At 45.5% G+C, this 17,111-nt stretch carries 14 protein-coding genes; 2 read left to right on the forward strand and 12 right to left on the reverse strand.

Going from position 1 to position 17,111, the window contains the following annotated elements:
* Positions 1-24: 24 nt before the first annotated feature.
* From EPH95_RS10905 to EPH95_RS10945, 9 genes are all read right to left on the reverse strand, one after another.
* Positions 25-1,641, reverse strand: a complete 1,617-nt coding sequence (locus EPH95_RS10905; protein WP_142089899.1) for an acylphosphatase — start codon at positions 1,639-1,641, stop codon at positions 25-27.
* A 16-nt stretch (positions 1,642-1,657) separates the two neighbouring features.
* A complete protein-coding gene (locus tag EPH95_RS10910) occupies positions 1,658-3,172 on the reverse strand; it encodes an ATP-grasp fold amidoligase family protein (RefSeq protein WP_142089902.1) in 1,515 nt (504 codons plus the stop codon).
* 28 nt (positions 3,173-3,200) lie between these two features.
* On the reverse strand, positions 3,201-3,440 hold the full coding sequence (locus EPH95_RS10915; protein WP_142089904.1) for a hypothetical protein: 240 nt from the start codon (positions 3,438-3,440) through the stop codon (positions 3,201-3,203).
* Between the two features lie 3 nt (positions 3,441-3,443).
* The gene (locus EPH95_RS10920; RefSeq protein ID WP_142089907.1) at positions 3,444-5,360 is read right to left on the reverse strand and encodes a glycosyltransferase family 2 protein; all 1,917 of its coding nucleotides are present in this window, start codon (positions 5,358-5,360) and stop codon (positions 3,444-3,446) included.
* 216 nt (positions 5,361-5,576) lie between these two features.
* Positions 5,577-7,148: an ABC transporter ATP-binding protein gene (locus EPH95_RS10925; protein ID WP_142089909.1), complete on the reverse strand. Its 1,572-nt coding sequence runs from the start codon at positions 7,146-7,148 to the stop codon at positions 5,577-5,579.
* A gap of 11 nt (positions 7,149-7,159) precedes the next feature.
* The gene (locus EPH95_RS10930; protein ID WP_142089911.1) at positions 7,160-7,954 is read right to left on the reverse strand and encodes an ABC transporter permease; all 795 of its coding nucleotides are present in this window, start codon (positions 7,952-7,954) and stop codon (positions 7,160-7,162) included.
* 84 nt (positions 7,955-8,038) lie between these two features.
* Entirely contained in the window at positions 8,039-8,812 is a 774-nt protein-coding gene (locus EPH95_RS10935) for a glycosyltransferase family 2 protein (protein ID WP_142089913.1), read from the reverse strand.
* The gene (locus tag EPH95_RS10940; protein ID WP_142089915.1) at positions 8,796-9,941 is read right to left on the reverse strand and encodes a glycosyltransferase; all 1,146 of its coding nucleotides are present in this window, start codon (positions 9,939-9,941) and stop codon (positions 8,796-8,798) included. Before EPH95_RS10940 ends, EPH95_RS10935 begins: the two co-directional genes overlap by 17 nt.
* A 19-nt stretch (positions 9,942-9,960) precedes the next feature.
* Positions 9,961-11,076: a glycosyltransferase gene (locus EPH95_RS10945; protein WP_142089917.1), complete on the reverse strand. Its 1,116-nt coding sequence runs from the start codon at positions 11,074-11,076 to the stop codon at positions 9,961-9,963.
* 318 nt (positions 11,077-11,394) lie between these two features.
* Between EPH95_RS10945 and pgsB the strand changes: the two genes are divergently transcribed.
* Both pgsB and pgsC read left to right on the forward strand, forming a co-directional pair.
* Positions 11,395-12,606 (forward strand): poly-gamma-glutamate synthase PgsB, encoded by a 1,212-nt coding sequence (gene pgsB / locus EPH95_RS10950; RefSeq protein ID WP_227004138.1) that lies wholly within the window; start codon positions 11,395-11,397, stop codon positions 12,604-12,606.
* Positions 12,607-12,625: 19 nt separating this feature from the next.
* Positions 12,626-13,081 (forward strand): poly-gamma-glutamate biosynthesis protein PgsC, encoded by a 456-nt coding sequence (gene pgsC, locus EPH95_RS10955; protein WP_142089920.1) that lies wholly within the window; start codon positions 12,626-12,628, stop codon positions 13,079-13,081.
* A 407-nt stretch (positions 13,082-13,488) separates the two neighbouring features.
* On the opposite strand, the gene opp4C is transcribed toward pgsC, so the two are convergent.
* The 3 genes from opp4C to EPH95_RS10970 all read right to left on the reverse strand — a co-directional run bounded on the left by opp4C (position 13,489) and on the right by EPH95_RS10970 (position 17,110).
* Positions 13,489-14,406 (reverse strand): oligopeptide ABC transporter permease, encoded by a 918-nt coding sequence (opp4C, locus tag EPH95_RS10960; protein WP_142089922.1) that lies wholly within the window; start codon positions 14,404-14,406, stop codon positions 13,489-13,491.
* 16 nt (positions 14,407-14,422) lie between these two features.
* A complete protein-coding gene (locus tag EPH95_RS10965; protein ID WP_142089924.1) occupies positions 14,423-15,370 on the reverse strand; it encodes an ABC transporter permease in 948 nt (315 codons plus the stop codon).
* A gap of 69 nt (positions 15,371-15,439) precedes the next feature.
* On the reverse strand, positions 15,440-17,110 hold the full coding sequence (locus tag EPH95_RS10970) for an ABC transporter substrate-binding protein (protein ID WP_160141732.1): 1,671 nt from the start codon (positions 17,108-17,110) through the stop codon (positions 15,440-15,442).
* Between the last annotated feature and the right edge of the window lies 1 nt (position 17,111).

Consider the following 17,111-nt stretch of genomic DNA (forward strand, 5'->3'; position numbering starts at 1 on the left):
AGTGGGGTCCCCCATTAGCTCAAATCAAGACTGGCGTTTCATATAATTTAATGCTTTGCGAAGAGGCAATGTCAATTTCCAGGAACGACTTTGTTGATACTGCAAATACTTGCGTTCCGCCTTTTCTTTCTCTTTTTTCATCACGGCTTTTTCTTGCTCTATCTTGCTTATTTCATCTGTTATTTTATTAGGATCAGCTTGAATGTCAAATCCAATTTTCACCGGGTGCACCCAATTTTCTGCACATACGTCTGTAACCTGAACATCGTCAGTTGCTCGCAAAAGCGTTTCCTTAAACGTGTCGACCAGATCTTGACTCGTTCCGGCTACTACAACTTCTATATTCCCGTTATCAAGGTTATTAATAAATCCGTGTAATGGAGCGGCTAATGCTTGCTCTCTTAACTCCCGATGATAATGGACCCCTTGAACCTGCCCGGAAACGGTATATTTTTTCGCATAAACATTTCGGGATTGAACAGGAAATACGGTTGTTCTCGTTGAAGACTTGTTCTTCAAAGGTTCCAACACACGGTCAAACCCAAAATAAAAACTTGTTTTCTCTTTTTCATTTCCTTTTGTTTCAGGAAAATATTCATCGATAATCGCTGCCGGGATATCTCGGGCATGACCCTTCAATGGGTACAAAAGGGAGCCTATTTGTGCGGTCGGGTTAAGTTCAATGATGGTAGCTGCGTGTTCAGGAGGTTTATTTTTATCGATAATAAGATCGACACCACCATGATATAAACCAGGAACAGCGTCTACAGCATGAACTGCCGTTTGTTTTACAGCTGGATGAAGGTCATCGGTGACATCAACCGGATCACCTCCGAGAGAAATATTGCTTTTTTCCCTCAGAAAAATACGGTCTCCTTCTTTGGGGATGCTTTCAAGCTTATAGCCTTTTGCATGCACAAAATCAATGACCTCATCGTCCATTTGGATAGGGCAACTGATGAGGCGAGGATTATATTGTCTTTGTTTGTTTTTCCTATCAATCAGTGCTTCAATGGAGGTTTGGCCATCTCCGGCAACATTGGCTGGAATGCGATGAATCGCTCCTACGACCTTCTGGCCGACAACATATAGACGGTACTCTTCTCCGGAAATAAAACGCTCCACAAGCACATTAGAGTGAGGTACTTTTTTGAGTGCCTTTCTTAGTTCTTTCTTATTTTGGATGTTGGTGATCACGCCTTTTCCAAAGCTGCCTTCGGTTGGTTTTAAGACAACGGGAAAGCCGATAGCTGAGGCGTAGTCTATCACCTCTTCATCACGGGCATCATCACTGAATCGGCTTCCATCCGGAACAGAAACGCCTGCTTCGGCCAAAAGTTTTTTGGTCTTCTCTTTATCGGCACCGATCCGAACCGCTTCATTGCTCACTTTATCCCCGCGTGTACGGAAAAAATAATGGGTTTTCTCCTTGGAAGTCAGAGAAAATAACTTGCCGGGAGCATCCACGTGCCATGTTTCCATTTTCTGAAAAGTTTCTGCATCTTTCGTATACCAATTAAGTGTCAGCCCCCTTCTCCATCCTTCAAGCGCCACAACGTAAGCACACAGTTCATGCCCGAGTGCCTCTGAAACGATTGTTCCGTTCAGATGGGGAAGCCAGACCGGTTGCTCGAAGTTCATTCCATCACCTTCTGATTCATACATTTAACGGTTTGCCTCGTCCGGCATCTTCCAAGGAAGCCTTAAAATGGCCAAATGATTTTCTTTTTAATAAATCCGTTAAAAGACGTCCTTGCGCCTCCAAAAATTCATTTCCAAGTCGACGGTCGGTATGTTGGTCAAACTCATCATAATTTCCCGGTTTGGCGGCAAACTCTCCGAACACTAATCCTTCTTCTGTCTTCAAAAAATCGATCCTGATAAAGGGAGCGGGGATTTCGGAGCTGATAGAAGCAGCCAGGTCCACTTGTTCTGGGGAAACGCCATCGCCCTCGAAAAGCTTTCCCTCATATTTACCCGTATGAACCCGTTCCCCATCAGCTGTCCACCAACAGTATTCAACTTTCGGATAGCGCCTGATTTCAAGAATGAGGCCGACTTTTCCATAGAAGCAATAAAACTTGATGTCCCGTGCCGGAGTTTGCGTTTCATTGTTTTCATAGAGCAACTCTTCAGCCAGCCATTGGTCATCGAGCACCCTACCGGAAGTTATATCTTCTTGCATACTAGCTTGAAAAGCATCCCAGCTGTTCAGTATTCTCGATCTTTTCACATCTTGGATGCGATTAAATGCGAAAACGATATACACTCCGCGGGAACCTGCCCCATATACCGGTTTAATGACGATCCCTTCTTTTTTAGGGATCGTCGTATACGAAAATTGCTCTTCCGCTACCCACGGCCTTCTGACCCCGAGTTCATCTATAAACGTATAGGCCATCGTTTTGTCGTCCAGTTCCCATTCCGGCCTGAACGCTTCAAGTTGCCTGATTCCTGCTTGCAAAGTGAGAGAAGCGCTGAAGGATGCGATTTTTTGAAGAGGAACCGTGTCGTCCTTTTGATCTGACTTTGATCGAATTAAAACTTCCGGAACTTCTTCAATTTTTAACCCGTCCAACAATGTTTGATAGATCTTGTGTTTGGCAGCCACTTGATCATTGCCATACAGAAGGGCAGAGTATTTAAGTGCGGAGCGGTAATTTTTATCATGGATGTTTCTTTTCATGATAAGGTCTTGCAAATAATCAAGCATATGACCATCTTCTTTTATCTTCTGTAAGCTATTTTCTAGCTGCTCTTGATCCAAGTTTTGCCAATCTACGATGGTCGAGCTTGCTTGTTTTTTTTCGGTCCGAAGCTGCTGACGAAGAGACGCTATTTCTTTTTCCAGCTGTGCGCTCTCTTCCGAGAGTCGCTTGTTTTCATCCAATAGAGCCTTATGATCTGTGCGCAACAAAAAAGATTGCAAGCGCTCTTTGCTTGCCCGCATAACGCTTAACACTTTTCTTTCCAGCCATGTGAAAGCCCATAAACGGCGTTTATGCAATGACGTATACCTCTGTTTCAAACGATTCCGTTCTTTTGCATTGCTTTTTTTCTCATTTGTAACTTTTTCCAAATCGGCTCCCCGCTGGAGTAAGGTATGAACCAATTCTTCTTCTCTATCATATTCAGCCTGCAATTGTTGACGGACAGAATCGTTATTTTTCAAAGCTAACGCCTCCAACAGCTTGGCAATGCTATTTGGGGCGCTTTTGCCGCGCCCTCAGTTTCCGTATTGGTTTGGAGCCTTTCCACAGCAGGCTTCGTTCAATCTCGGCGCATTTTCGTTCGTAGTGTTCTTTTTCTTCCATAATTTCTTCGTTTTCTTTCTTTGTCTCTGCAATTTGCTGTTCTACATGCATTATATCATGAACGAGTTGTTCATTTCGCTTTTGTTGAAGGGCTAATGATTCACGCGTATTGTCATCCTTTCCCAACCATTAACCCCCCTTTAATGCCGTATCAGTTTCTTCTTTCGACATTGAAGCGTTATAAGGATGCCAGACACCCGAGTCACCAAAGAATTCTTTTACATGCTTCTGGCATTGTTGCATATTTTGAGGAGAGTGGTTGATGACAACACGAACTTGTCCGGCTTTTACATCCGGAACATAGCGTTGCCACTCCTGTAGGGACGGGAGATGTCTGATGATCAAGGTATCACAGGAGATTTTCTCCCCGTATACAAGCATCTTCGCATGGTCTCGATTCAAAATTTCACGTACATTCGCATGAATGGTCCGATCCGGGTTCACATTATATTCCGAAAGCTGAAGTAGCCCGATCCGGGCATCTTTTTGTTTATGAAAGAGAATCTCTTCTGTATTCCCCACGGTGGTTGGATCATCAAGCCTAAAATCAGAAGCAATGACTACATCAAAATGACGCCGTTCCCCTTTGTTTATTTCCCGCTTCGGCCACATAGGCTCCGGGACGGCAAATGGCCGGGTTTTTAATGGAAAAGAATAGTCCAAACGCTTCGCGGTCTGATGAAAATAATCATGGGCTTCTTCGTACTCTTTTCTCGCTCCCATTTTAAATCCGTGGTATCCAAAAGCCTCATTCCCGGTCAATGAAGTATCGGATTGCCGTTGAAAGGACAACGGACCTGTCGTTAGGTATACAATGGATTTTTCGCCAAACACTTTCTTAATACGACGGATAAACTCGGAATCGGCAGCAAAACGAACAGAATCCCAGAAACCGATGGTTTCCATCACGGGCTTGCGACGAAACATAAAAGATGACATATTGCTAAATATATACGTGCCCGGCTTTCCTCTTCGGTAAAAAGTCAGGTGATTTGTCGCACGGGCTTGTTCGGAAGTATTGCCGATCACTGCCTTATTTTTCAGCAAATGTTTTACTTGCGTTTCAATTTTCTCTGCATGGGACCAGTCATCCGCATCATTGACGGTGATAAAATCACCGGTAGCTTCTTTGAGTGCCAAGTTACGTGCAACATAGGCACCTCCGTTAGATTCCGCTTTAATGAGCTGAATTCTTGAATCATCGGCAGCATATGCTTCCACGATCTCCGCTGTTGCGTCGTTGCTGCAATCATCGGTTACCAATACTTCAAGGTTTGTCCATGTTTGCTCCAAAACAGAAGTGAGGGACGTGCGGATGACATCTTCGGCATTATAGACGGGCATAATAACAGTGACGAGCGGTTGATTATTGGTCAAGTCTTCGGAGTGTGAGCGATCCATCACAATACTGTCATAGGGAGATGAGGAAGCGGAAGGATCCAATTTGATCATGGACATCCCGTTTAATTTTAAGCTCTGATTGATCCATTCCATTTTAGCTGTGATGGAAGATTCCAAATTTGCCGTAGCTAGGTAAAGATCAGGGTGGGGATCCCCGCCTTTGGTTGATGCAAGAAACGGAGAAAGAACATGCTTGGCTTCTGCTGCTTTCCCCAACCGATTCAGGCACTCCGCCGTCATAATTGCCGCTTTGCGAATGTGAACAGGGTCCTTTTCTTCTTGAACGACCTCGGGCAAGAGCTCCAGACATTTCCTAGCTCCCTCTTCGGTATATTGGTTTGCATGCCATAATAAAAGTTCCCAAGCCGCAAGTTTTTTTAAATATTGATCTTTGTTTTGACGATAGAGCTTCTCAAGTTCTTCCAACCCGCGTTTTCTAAACCCAAGATTATAGAGAAGATGCTTTACTCTTCTTACCTCTCGCTCTTGCGTTTGATACTTTCCCAAAAATAAAAGTTTCTTTATTGTATCTTTTTGCTTATCGGTTAGTTTTTCGCTGATATTACGCTTTCGCTCAGGGGGGAACAAACGATTAATCAGCGATTCCAAAAGGTTGGTTCCTTGTTGCGCGAGTGCTTTTAACATGAGTTTCAACACCAGTCTTCATAGTGATCGCATTCCATAAAAACGTACGACAGTATCGTTCGGACAATTCAATTGTACTTCCCGAAAAAATGTCCGAGCTCCGCCTTAGTTCGGACAGCTCACCTGCGTTTCTGCTTTAAAGTGTCCGAATCCACCCTCGGTTCGGACATATTCTCTGCTCTCTCCCGCAAACCTGTCCGAACTAAAGCAAAACCGTTATTTACTTGCGCTCTCCTGCTTGCGCTTTTTCCCTCTGACTTTTTTGCCGACTTTTCCTTTTATCTGTGTTTTGTAGCGGTTCACCGCTTCTTGGGCTTCGCCGTCGAATTTGACGGTGCCTTGTTCCATCCAGATGGCGCGGGTGCATACCTTCTCCACAAAACTCATGCTGTGGGAGACGATGATGACGGCTTTCGCGCTTTCCATCATGTCCTGGATTTTTTCGCTTGCTTTTTGTTGAAAGGCGATATCTCCGGTGGAGAGGGCTTCATCGATAATAAAAATATCCGGTTGCAGCGTGGCGGCGATGCTGAATCCGAGCCTCGCCCGCATGCCGCTGGAATAATATTTGATCGGGCGCTCCATAAATTTGTCGAGCTCGGAAAAGCGCACGATTTCCGGGTATTTCTTATGAAGATACGTTTTCGGCAGTCCCATGAACATCCCGTTAAGATAAACGTTGTCAGTGCCCGTGAGTTGATCGTTAAAGCCGGTGCCGTAATTGAGAAGCGCCGTCGTTTCCCCTTCCATGTCAAACGACCCTTTATCCGGTTTAATAATGTTCGTCAGCACTTTACAGATCGTGCTTTTCCCGGCGCCATTGTGCCCGATGATCCCAACGATTTCGCCTTCGTTAATGGTAAAGTTGACATCTTGGAGCGCCCAAAATTTATCTCTTTTCATCGGATAATACAAACCAATGTTTTCGGCCTGGAGAACGGGTTTTTCTTTGACATCCGCTTCCGTCTTCTTTAATTCCAGTTTTCTTCTGCGCTTTTGGCCCTTTTCCGGGATCGTCGCCAAGTACTCCTCCGCGACCTCGTCAGGGTCTCCTATGCTCTTGACGACGCCTTTGTCGATCCACATCAGACGATCGCAGTTTTTCGTGGCGAACTTGATGCTGTGGGTGACGAGGATCACCATTTTGGCTTTTTGCACCAACTCTTGCATTTTCCCCGCTGCTTTATCGCCAAAAGCCGTATCTCCGGTATTTAACGCCTCATCCAGAATAAGGATCTCCGGTTCCAGATGCGCGGCCACACTGAAGCCGAGCCTTGCTTTCATCCCACTGGAATACGTCTTCATCGGTTGATCCATAAACGCGTCGAGGCCGGCGAATTCTTGAATTTGATCGATGAACTCCCTCACTTTTTTCTTCGTGACACCGAGCATCATCCCGTTCAAATAGGCATTTTCACGACCCGTCAATTCTTTGTTAAAACCCATTCCCATGGAAAAAAGAGCCGTCACTTTGCCGTCGACGTGAATACCGCCTTCATCCGGATGCAAAATGCCCGAGATCATTTTGCAAAGCGTCGTTTTTCCGGCTCCGTTCGAACCGATAATCCCTAAAATTTCCCCCTGATAACCGGTGAAATCAAGATTTCTCAACGGCCAAACTGTTTTGCTTTTTTCCGTTTCCGATTTATTTTTTGTAAACATATTGAAGATATGGGATTTATAATCATCTTTATGTCCGGACTGAAACGACACGCCGAGGTTGTTGGCCTGCATCACAACCTCGCCGGAGCCTCCATTCGAATCATGTGATTTTTGTAAAGTTACCATGATAACCCTTCTCACAATGCCTTAATAATTTTATGTTCATTCCGGCTGTAATAATAAATGAGGATAACGATCGCCAAGATCGAGAAAAACCCGATCAATAACAGCCCGGTCCATTCCGGCATGGATTGCTCCATGAGAATATCCCTGTACCCTGTTACGATATGTGCAATAGGGTTGACCGTCACCAGGATATCTATCCAAACATTGTCTTCCGCAGCAGGGCCTAAACGGCCGCCTTCCCAAATGATCGGGGATGCATAAAAAAACACCCGTGTCACGTGGGACAAAATATTGTCTACATCTCGTATGAAAACTGCTACATACGCTAAAAACAAACTAATCGCCAATAAAAATACATATTGAATCAGGATGATCACAGGTAAAAAGATCACTTGCCATCCGGGAACGGTACCCGTAGCAATTAAAAACGAAGCGATAATAATGAGCCCGAAAGCAAAGTTGATCAATTGCGTCGATGTGATCGTCATCGGAAAGATCGCTTTCGGCAAATATACCTGATTAATAATCGATGAGTATTTTAAAATCGCTTTTGCGGAACCATTGACCGTCGTGTTGATCCAACGCCAAGCCACCAATCCGATCACCAGAAAGACGGCGAAATTGTCTCCGCCACGGTCCAGCAAAACGCCGACTAAAAAATAGTACACGAGGACGTTGAGCAAAGGATCCAACAACCACCAAAAATACCCTAAATAGCTATTGCGATTCTCCGCCTTCAACCCCGATTGTACCAGATACACCAAAAGGTCTTTTCTTATTTGAATTTCCTGTAAGTATTGTCGCATAAGATTCCGCCTATCTTTTCCGTACCTACCCAGCATATCATTTTACTACAACCAAGTCAGCGATTGAAAGGGGAAGTCGCCCGGTCATTTTGCCAGATATTTTTTTAAACTTAAAGTAACGTAATGGAAAAAATACCAAAGGCTGCGGGGGACGCTCAGCTGCTCTACATCCCGATACATCCGCCAGTTGTTTTTTGCCATCGTTATTTTATTGCTAGAGATAGAATGGTCGACCACCCTGTATTTGGCGAGCACTTCCTGTAGGCCGTAAGCAGGCCATCCTCGTCTGCACAGGCTGAGCCAAAGCGCAAAATCCTGGCGCGTGCGCATCGGGTTCATCTTCACTTCCCCGATCATTTCCCGGTCCAACATGACCGTTAAGCAGCCGATCACATTTTGTTTGAGTAACTGTTTGTATTCTATTCTTTCAGGAGCACGGACAATGGTGCCAGTGTCCGTACCATCCTTTTTTACCTTCTTGTAAGGGGTAAACGAAAAGGCTACCTGCTCTTCTTGCATAAACCGCGATTGTTTTTCCAATTTTTCGGGCAGCCACTGGTCATCGGCATCCAAAAATGCCAGATAACGGCCGTTCGCGGCTTCAATGGACGTATTCCGTGCCACCCCGGGTCCACTGTTCTCGGAAAGTTGGATCAGCTTTATGCGTTCATCGTCGAGAAACGGCTGAATGACGATGATCGTGTTATCCGTGGAACAATCATCGGTGATGATCATTTCCCAATTTGTGTACGTCTGCGCCTGCACGGAACGAATCGCATCCGGAAGATACGTTTCGGAATTGTAGCTCGGAGTGATGATGGAGATAAGCGGCCGGGTTTGATCATTTTGCACGTTCATCACCAACCTCCCACGCTTGTTCCCCTAGCTCATCATACCATTGCAGAAGTTTTTCTTCTTCCTTTTGCCAATTTAATTCTTCCTGTACCGCTTTTTGGCCATTACGGCCCATTTTCGCCGCTTCTTCCGGATACAAGCGCAAATATTCCAGCGCATCCTGAATGGCTTCTCCTTCTTGCGGATCAACCGCGACCCCGCATTGATAACGATCCATAAACGCTTTCCACACCGAAAAATTGGAACAAAGAATAGGGATGCCGGCACTCATGTATTCAAAAAACTTCGTGAGTTCTTTGCGCTTATAATGTTCCGTAGGGGGAAACAGCGCGATGCCCGCCAACCAGCGCCGGTTCAAGTACTGATGATCAATGTCTTCCCGGGGCACATAGCGATCGATCCCCTCGATGATGAGTCGATCCTTTTCTCCACCGGCGGTCGCAAACATATTATCGGCCACTTCACGCGCGCACTTGCCGAAAAAATAAACGGAGATGTCATCGTCGATGAGCGGGAGCCGCGCCTGCACGTACGCCCCCCGGTCCACATCAACATTTCCCGTATACAGGACTTTATTTTCAGGTTGTCCGGTGTCTTCGCTAATCTCTCTGTTCAACAAGTCCTGATTGAGCAACGGGTAATTTAAAATCGTTTGCCCCCCGGGATACAGCTCTTTGTAATATTTTTCCGCCAAACAAAAACCCATGTCACTTGCCATGAAGCTTTCCATCCACTTGTACGCCTTTGTGACCAGTTTTCGTATCGGCCGTGGCAGATATTCCTTTTGCATAATACTCGTCGCGTAATCTTCATGAATGTCATAGATGACGACATTGTTGTTTTTTTTCAAAAGCCATGCAACCGGGAGCAGTTCCGGATCATGAAAATGATAATAATCCGCCTGCAGCTTTTTAGCCTTTTTGTATACTTGATAGGTTGAAAACGCCATGCGCAAAAATTTATTCTTATATTTTTTAATAGGGACGATGGTAATCTCGCTTTCGTCGCCGGTTTCAGGAGCGATCAGCGTAACATCATAGCCCGCGCGCTGAAGCGACAGGCACTCTTTATGGTAAATCCTCGTGTCAAACGGATGGTGCACGGAAGTCATGTGCACGACTTTTTTGCTCATACATAAGCAGCTCCCAGCCTTATGTTAACGTTCTCAGGAATGTTTCTTCATATTGCGCCACAATGTGTCCCGCATCAAAATCTTTCGCCCGCGCGTACCCCTTTTCCACGCGCTCCGCCCGTTCTTTGTTTGAAAGGGATAGGACGTCCACGATCTGTTCCGCCATTTGTACGTCGTTGCCAACTTCACACAAGGAGCCGAACGCTCCATCCTGTAGCACTTCCGCCGGACCCGAACGGCAATTCGTGGAGACGACGGGTGTTCCGGTAGCCAATGCTTCCGCTATGACATGGCTGAAGCCTTCATGCTTGGACGAGAGCACAAATACATCCGCTTTGTGAAAATATCGATAGGGGTTGTTTTGAAAACCGATGAAATGTACTCGGGTCTCGATGTTTAATTCGGCCGCTTGTTGTTGCAGGGAGGCCTGTAACGGGCCTTCGCCGAGAATCACCAAACGGCTTTTCACGCGCGTCTGCATGGCCGAAAAAGCTTTCAACAACGTTTGCTGGTCCTTTTGTTCCACGAGTCGCCCCGCTGTCACAATGACTTTGTCTTCGGTGTCAAATAAATGTTCATGTTCTGCTTCCAACGTTTCGTTCATTTTTTCCTGGATGTTTTCGACATCGATCGGATTATGAATCACTTGTATATGATTAGGCTTTACTTTGTATCGCTTTACAAGGTTTTCTTTGACGCCTTCCGATAAAGAAATCACTTGATGGGAAATTTTGTAAAATAACCCGGTGAAAAACAGGCGTGTGTTGGCTCGAAAACTCCCGCCAAAATGATCCGCCTCGCGAACTATACTTTTCGCAGGGGTGAAGGAAAAAAGATTGGAAAGGATCGCGGCAACGTTCAAATCAGGAAATTGCGTGCTAAAGACAAGCCGGGGTTTTTCCGCACGGATCACCTTTGCTAACGGAAAGATGGCTTTCCGTAACCGCTTTGTATCCAATTTAATAAACGTTACGTCATCCGCCAATTCCTGTTCATACGTACCGTTAAAGTTGAGCGTTACCAATATGGGCGTAAAGCGCGTTCGATCCAGATGATTGATGATATTCAATAACGTTCTGGCCGCTCCTCCCGCGCCCATTTCATAAATAAAAAACATTACTTTCGTTTTTTCCATGGCTAAAGCCTTTCTAATGCTTAATCAATCCTTCATTCATTTTAAACGAATCCATGTTGTAGTCAAGATATTAAGGAGTCTTGTTTGATGACATTGTGAAAAATGTCTGAATTTGTTCTTTCTAGAATGAGAGAAAAGCTTTATTTGTTCAGGATAAAATTGACATTGATAATTATTTTCAATTATAATGTGATCTGGTGTTTCAATTGGAAAAATAAGTAATTCTTTACAAGATTTTAATCTTTGTTTTATAGAGCATTTACTTTTTTCTTCTACAATAAAAATATGACAAATTTATTCAAAAAGGGAGTTTCTATGCTGTACATCATTATTTTCTGCATGCTTGCATTATTAGTGGCTGGTGTCACGGAGTTTCGAAAACATAACAAAAACGTCGCCGCGATTCCCGTCCGTGTCAATGTAAACGGCGTTCGTGGAAAATCTACCGTCACAAGATTAGTCACCGGTGTTTTAAACGAGGCGCGTTATAAAACCGTCGGGAAAACAACGGGGACCCAAGCCCGGATGCTTTACTGGTTTGAGGACCGGGAAGAACCGATTGAACGCCGTCCGGAAGGACCCAATATTGGCGAACAAAAGGGGGTCGTTAAGAAAGCCGCCTCCATGCACGCCGAAGCCTTAGTTAGCGAATGCATGGCCGTCACCCCCGACTATCAAAAGGTTTTTCAAAAAGATATGCTTCAGGCCAATATCGGGGTGATTGTTAATGTGTTGGAAGACCATATGGACGTATTAGGCCCTACCATGGATGAAGTGGCGCAATCTTTTACAGCTACCATTCCGAATGACGGGTATTTGATTGTCAATGAAAACCCCTATGTCCCCATGTTTCGGGCCATCGCCGAGAAAAGAAATACAGCGGTGATTGTAGCGGATACCTCTCGCATTTCCGAGGCCTTTCTACGAAAATTTCCTTATATGGTGTTCCCGGAAAATGCTGCTTTGGCATTAGCGGTGGCCGAAGCTTTGGGAATAGACGAGCATACCGCATTTAAGGGGATGTTGCAGGCATGGCCGGATCCGGGCTCCCTGGAAATTACACCGATTAATAGTTTTCAGGGACCGTCCTCCTACCTCGTTAATGGGTTTGCTGCCAATGATGCGGCATCTACGATCAACATTTGGAAGCGGGTAAAGCGTTTAGGGTATCCGACGGATGAATCTGTCGTTGTAATGAATTGCCGTTCCGACCGTGTCGATCGAACGGAACAATTCGCCACCGATGTCTTGCCTTACATTCCCTGTAAAACGCTCGTTTTGATCGGAGAAACGACTTCGCCGATTGTCGATGGGTATGACGACGGAAACATTCCGGCCGATACGCTGTTAAACTTTGAAAAATACCCAACGAAAGACATCATTCAAGAGATTCAACCCTATATCCGGCAAGCTTTGATCTATGGGGTCGGCAATTTCCATGGAGCAGCGGAAGCCTTCGTCGATGAAATACAACAGATCCAAATAACAGAAGAAGAACCATTTGTAAACGAAGTTGCAGCACATCAATGAAGAAGGAGTTGGCTAGACAATGGGCTTATCGGAAATCGCCGTTGCACTTGTCGCGGGCGTAACATTTAGTCTTTTTTTTGCGGAAAAAACAGGGATATTACCGGCAGGGCTCGTCGTCCCCGGATATTTGGCCCTTATCATCGATGCACCGTTATACGCGATCTCGATCTTGTTTATTAGTTTTGCTACGTACCTCGTCGTCATGCAGGTGATCAATCGCTTCACGATCTTGTATGGCCGACGGAAATTCTCAGCAATGCTATTAACCGGCATTCTGCTCAAACTTGGCTTTGATTCTTTTGTCGGTTTGGCACCGACAGAAATGGAGCAGTTACAGGCGATCGGGTTGATTGTTCCCGGGCTGATCGCCAATACCATTCAGCGGCAAGGGCTCATCCCTACGGTAGCGAGCACCATTCTATTGACCTTGTTAACATTCGCGGTTCTTATGATTTACCAACTATTTTTAGCTTAGGAAAGAAGGGGTTTCTATGACAACGCCAACGCATAAATTAAAATTATCCTTTAAGGAACGGTATTTAAAAACCGTAAAACAACACAAGCCCAAAACATTCAGGCACACTGCAATAGGCTTTATTACGGCGTTAAGTATTCTTGTTATTTTTATGTAAATGCATCAGGAAGAAGATCTGTTGCGTTCCCGTGTTTGCTTAGGCATCCTAGCACAGCATTGCTATCTTTTTATGTCGAGGTCGCTCTTGCCTCGGCATATTCGCTTCCCTTTGCCCTTTTTCCATGCCGATGCCGTGCATGTATCCGCTTGCGTTCTAATTTTGGTGATCGTGCGCCAGCATGTTAAGACCGCGGGAGATCCGAAGCCGGAAACTGCAAAAAGCGCAGCAAATCAGCTGCGCCTTTGCATTATTTCTCTACCACCCTAGGGTCTAATGCATCCCGCAGGCCATCACCAACGAAGTTGAAACTAAGAACAGTAATGAAAACCATCAACCCCGGAAAAACAGGGAACCACCAGGCTGTTCGAAAGATGGTGATTGAATTGGCATCTTCCAGCATATTTCCCCACGTGGCTGCTGGAGGGGTAATGCCCAGTCCCAAGAAGCTCAGTGCCGATTCCGCAAGGATAAAGCTTCCAATTGCTAACGTGGCAGCTACAATAATTGGGCCGATCGCATTCGGCATGATATGGCCAAAAATGATTCTCCCTTTGGAATAGCCGAGCGAACGGGCAGCCAACACGTAATCCCGATTCTTCAACGATAAAAATTCTCCGCGAACAAGCCTTGCCGTGTGCGTCCAACTCAACGTTGCAAAAATAATGATCAAAACCATGGGACTCGGAGAGAAAACAGATACTAATGTAATCAGCAAAAATAACGTCGGAAAGGAAATGATAATATCCACGAGTCTCATTAAAATGCCTTCAACGATGCCGCCGTAGTAACCGGCAATGCCACCGATCACCGTACCGATAAACGTCGCTCCCACCATAGCTGCGAAGCCGACCATTAAAGACATTTGCCCGGCGTAAAGCAAGCGGCTGTAAATATCGCGACCAAGATGGTCAGCTCCAAGCCAATTCTCGGAAGAAGGCGGGTTCAGCCTATCCAATAAGACTTGTTCACTGGGATTATGAGTCGCCAATAAAGGGGCGAAAACCGCGCTTCCTATAATAATTACCAACATGAGCAGACCGAAGACCGCGAGCTTGTTTTGAAAAAACTTGTTGACAGCTAAATTGAACATACTGCGATGTTGTCCGAGATCCCCTGCATCGTGGGAAGGCTGTACTTCTGTCTCTACTTGTTGTTTGTTTTCCATTTGAGGGCCCTCCTTCTTAATATTCGATACGGGGATCTACAATCGCGTAAAGGATGTCAGCGATTAAATTCCCAAGAACCACTAGTACAGCACCAATCATTGTTAGAGACATAACCAACGGATAATCTCTTTGATGTGTCGCTTCAAGCAAGAGTGAACCAAGCCCCGGCCAATTAAAAATCTGTTCTACAACCACAGAACCTCCGATAAAGACCGGAAGCATAAGCCCAAAGATAGTGATTAACGGCAACAGCGCATTCCGCAAGGCATGTTTGTAAACAACCTTTCTTTCTTTAAACCCTTTCGCGCGCGCTGTCCGGATGTAATCCTGATTTTTCACATCAATCATACTCGTACGCGTATACCTGGTGAGTCCCGCCATTTCAGCCGTCCCCAAGACAAAAGCCGGAAGAATAAGATGATGCAAACGGTCGAGGATGTCAAATTCTGCACCTAATGTGCCGACGCCTCCCACCGGGAACCAGCCTAATTGCACCGATAGAATCATAACCAAAATAAGCCCAATCCAAAAATTGGGAGCAGCCAGTCCCATAAAAGAAACAAAAGTAACCGTATAATCAATCTTTGAATATTGGCGCATCGCGGAAATGATCCCGAAAGGAATGGCCACAACAATCGCCATAATCGTCGAGGCGAGCATTAAGATAAGGGTATTAGGTAATCGTTCCGCGATCATCGTGGAAACCGGACGATTGGTAATAAATGAATTGCCCAGGTCTCCTTGCAAAATATCGCCCATCCAACGAACATATTGAATATGAGCGGGATCATCGAGTCCTAATTCTTCCATCATCGCTTCCCGGTCTTCCGGAGATATGTTCGGATCAATCCCAATGACGGTCGGCTCCCCGGGTGCAAATTGCATAATGCCAAAAGATATAATGGATATACCAATCAAGATGGGAATGGTCATAAGGATTCTGCGTATTATGTAGGTAATCATGTTGAAGCTCCTTTTTTGAGAAAGGTAGAAGGACAATGTCCTTCTACCTTATCTCAGTCATTCTTGTCGTTATTCATCAATCCACCATTCATGGAGATTGTAAAATTTCTCATCCGGATGGGTTTCGTAGCCTTCCAAGCGATCATTATACAAGTCAACCCTATCGTAGTAGTAGAGAGTGGAATATGGTTGATCTTCTGTAATAATCGTATGAGCATCCTGTAGAATTTCAATCCGGTCTTCCGGATCAACGACATCTCTGTTCGGCTCTACCGTCTCGTCAAACTCATCGCTCTCATAATTGATATAGTTTAAGCCTTGTTCTGCCTCTTCGGAATGGAAGATATATTCCGGCGTCGGGTCTACACCTAAGGCCCAAGCGCCCAGCATGGCATCAAAGTCATCATTATCGGGAGGCTGCACTGTATCCATATACGCGCCCCACTCCAAAAGTTGCGGTTCCATCGTGATTCCAACATCATCGAGCATTTGTTGGATAACAACGATAGCGTCTACCCGTCTGCCAGACTCATTATTCGTTACCATTTCAAACTCAAAAAGTTCTCCGTCTTCATTTTCCAGTCGATCATCCTCATTCATTTCCCAACCGGCTTCTGCAAACAGCTCCAAGGCACCTTCCGGATCATATGGGATTTCTTCAATCTCGTCGGTGTACACGTCACTTAACGGACTATGAGGGAAGTGAGCAACCTCTCCATGTCCCATCAGCACTGCTTCAACAATCGATTCACGATCAATGCTCATCGTTAGAGCCCGCCGTACATCCGGGTCTTCAAAAAGTTCATTATCATTGTTCCAACCAATGTATTCGTAATTGTATCCTAAGGTGGACGTAAGATCGCCGTGTTCAATTGTTTCGCCGGTGTCCGCATCTTGTTCGGAAATTTGAGCAAAGTCTACTTCTTGGGTTTCAAAAGCCGCTAAAGCAGCATTATCATCTTCCACAAATTGGACCATAACCGTATCAAGAAGAGGGGATTTTTCATAGTGATCATCAAACGCTTCCAACGTCAAGCTCGTACCATGATCCCAGTCTGTAATTTCAAACGGACCCGTCCCTACTGCTTCTTCTGTGACACTTTGTTCATGCTCCTCCAAATCCCCAATATCTACATCCCCCATAATATGTTCTGGGTGCACATCGTAAATCAATGCCAACTCAAAGGCGGCATCCGGCTCGGAAAGGGTGAAGACAACCTCGAAGTCATCCGTTGCTTCTACACTCTCCAAGCGCTGGAACGTTTCCGCACGGGGACCAGTGTAATCTTCATCGATAAAAAGTTCATACGTATAAACGACATCATCAGCGGTCATTTGTTCGCCATCATGAAAATAAACATCATCCCGAAGCGGAACGGTATATTCCAAGCCGTCATCAGAAAGTTCATATTCATCCGCCGCCAGTTCCGGTTCCAGATCGATTTCCGGGGTGACGGCGTACAATGGCTCATGAATCAAATGCGTCATTTCACTAGATTCGGTTCCTTGCACGTAAGGAGACAAGAATGTTTCCGGTTCACTTGATTGAGCAACGATAACCTCCCCGCCCTCTTGCGGTTCACCGGCTGCTTCTTCGTCATCTCCGTTTTCTTCATCGGCATCGGCATCCGCCTCTTCCCCTGCGTCGGTGTCGGCATCTTCATCTGCTCCGTTACAAGCCGCCAATAATCCCAACGTCAACACCATCGCCAAAAACAACCAATATGCTTTTTTTCCCATT

Origin of the sequence: Salicibibacter halophilus (genome assembly GCF_006740705.1) — a bacterium.
Lineage (GTDB): Bacteria > Bacillota > Bacilli > Bacillales > Marinococcaceae > Salicibibacter > Salicibibacter halophilus.

What these genes read in the sequence shown, in the direction of transcription:
- EPH95_RS10905 (WP_142089899.1), bottom strand. Translation starts at nt 1,641, where the DNA reads ATGAACTTCGAGCAACCGGTCTGGCTTCCCCATCTGAACGGAACAATC.
- EPH95_RS10920 (WP_142089907.1), bottom strand. Translation starts at nt 5,360, where the DNA reads ATGTTAAAAGCACTCGCGCAACAAGGAACCAACCTTTTGGAATCGCTG.
- EPH95_RS10925 (WP_142089909.1), bottom strand. Translation starts at nt 7,148, where the DNA reads ATGGTAACTTTACAAAAATCACATGATTCGAATGGAGGCTCCGGCGAG.
- EPH95_RS10930 (WP_142089911.1), bottom strand. Translation starts at nt 7,954, where the DNA reads ATGCGACAATACTTACAGGAAATTCAAATAAGAAAAGACCTTTTGGTG.
- EPH95_RS10935 (WP_142089913.1), bottom strand. Translation starts at nt 8,812, where the DNA reads ATGAACGTGCAAAATGATCAAACCCGGCCGCTTATCTCCATCATCACT.
- EPH95_RS10940 (WP_142089915.1), bottom strand. Translation starts at nt 9,941, where the DNA reads ATGAGCAAAAAAGTCGTGCACATGACTTCCGTGCACCATCCGTTTGAC.
- EPH95_RS10945 (WP_142089917.1), bottom strand. Translation starts at nt 11,076, where the DNA reads ATGGAAAAAACGAAAGTAATGTTTTTTATTTATGAAATGGGCGCGGGA.
- pgsC (WP_142089920.1), top strand. Translation starts at nt 12,626, where the DNA reads ATGGGCTTATCGGAAATCGCCGTTGCACTTGTCGCGGGCGTAACATTT.
- opp4C (WP_142089922.1), bottom strand. Translation starts at nt 14,406, where the DNA reads ATGGAAAACAAACAACAAGTAGAGACAGAAGTACAGCCTTCCCACGAT.
- EPH95_RS10965 (WP_142089924.1), bottom strand. Translation starts at nt 15,370, where the DNA reads ATGATTACCTACATAATACGCAGAATCCTTATGACCATTCCCATCTTG.
- EPH95_RS10970 (WP_160141732.1), bottom strand. Translation starts at nt 17,110, where the DNA reads ATGGGAAAAAAAGCATATTGGTTGTTTTTGGCGATGGTGTTGACGTTG.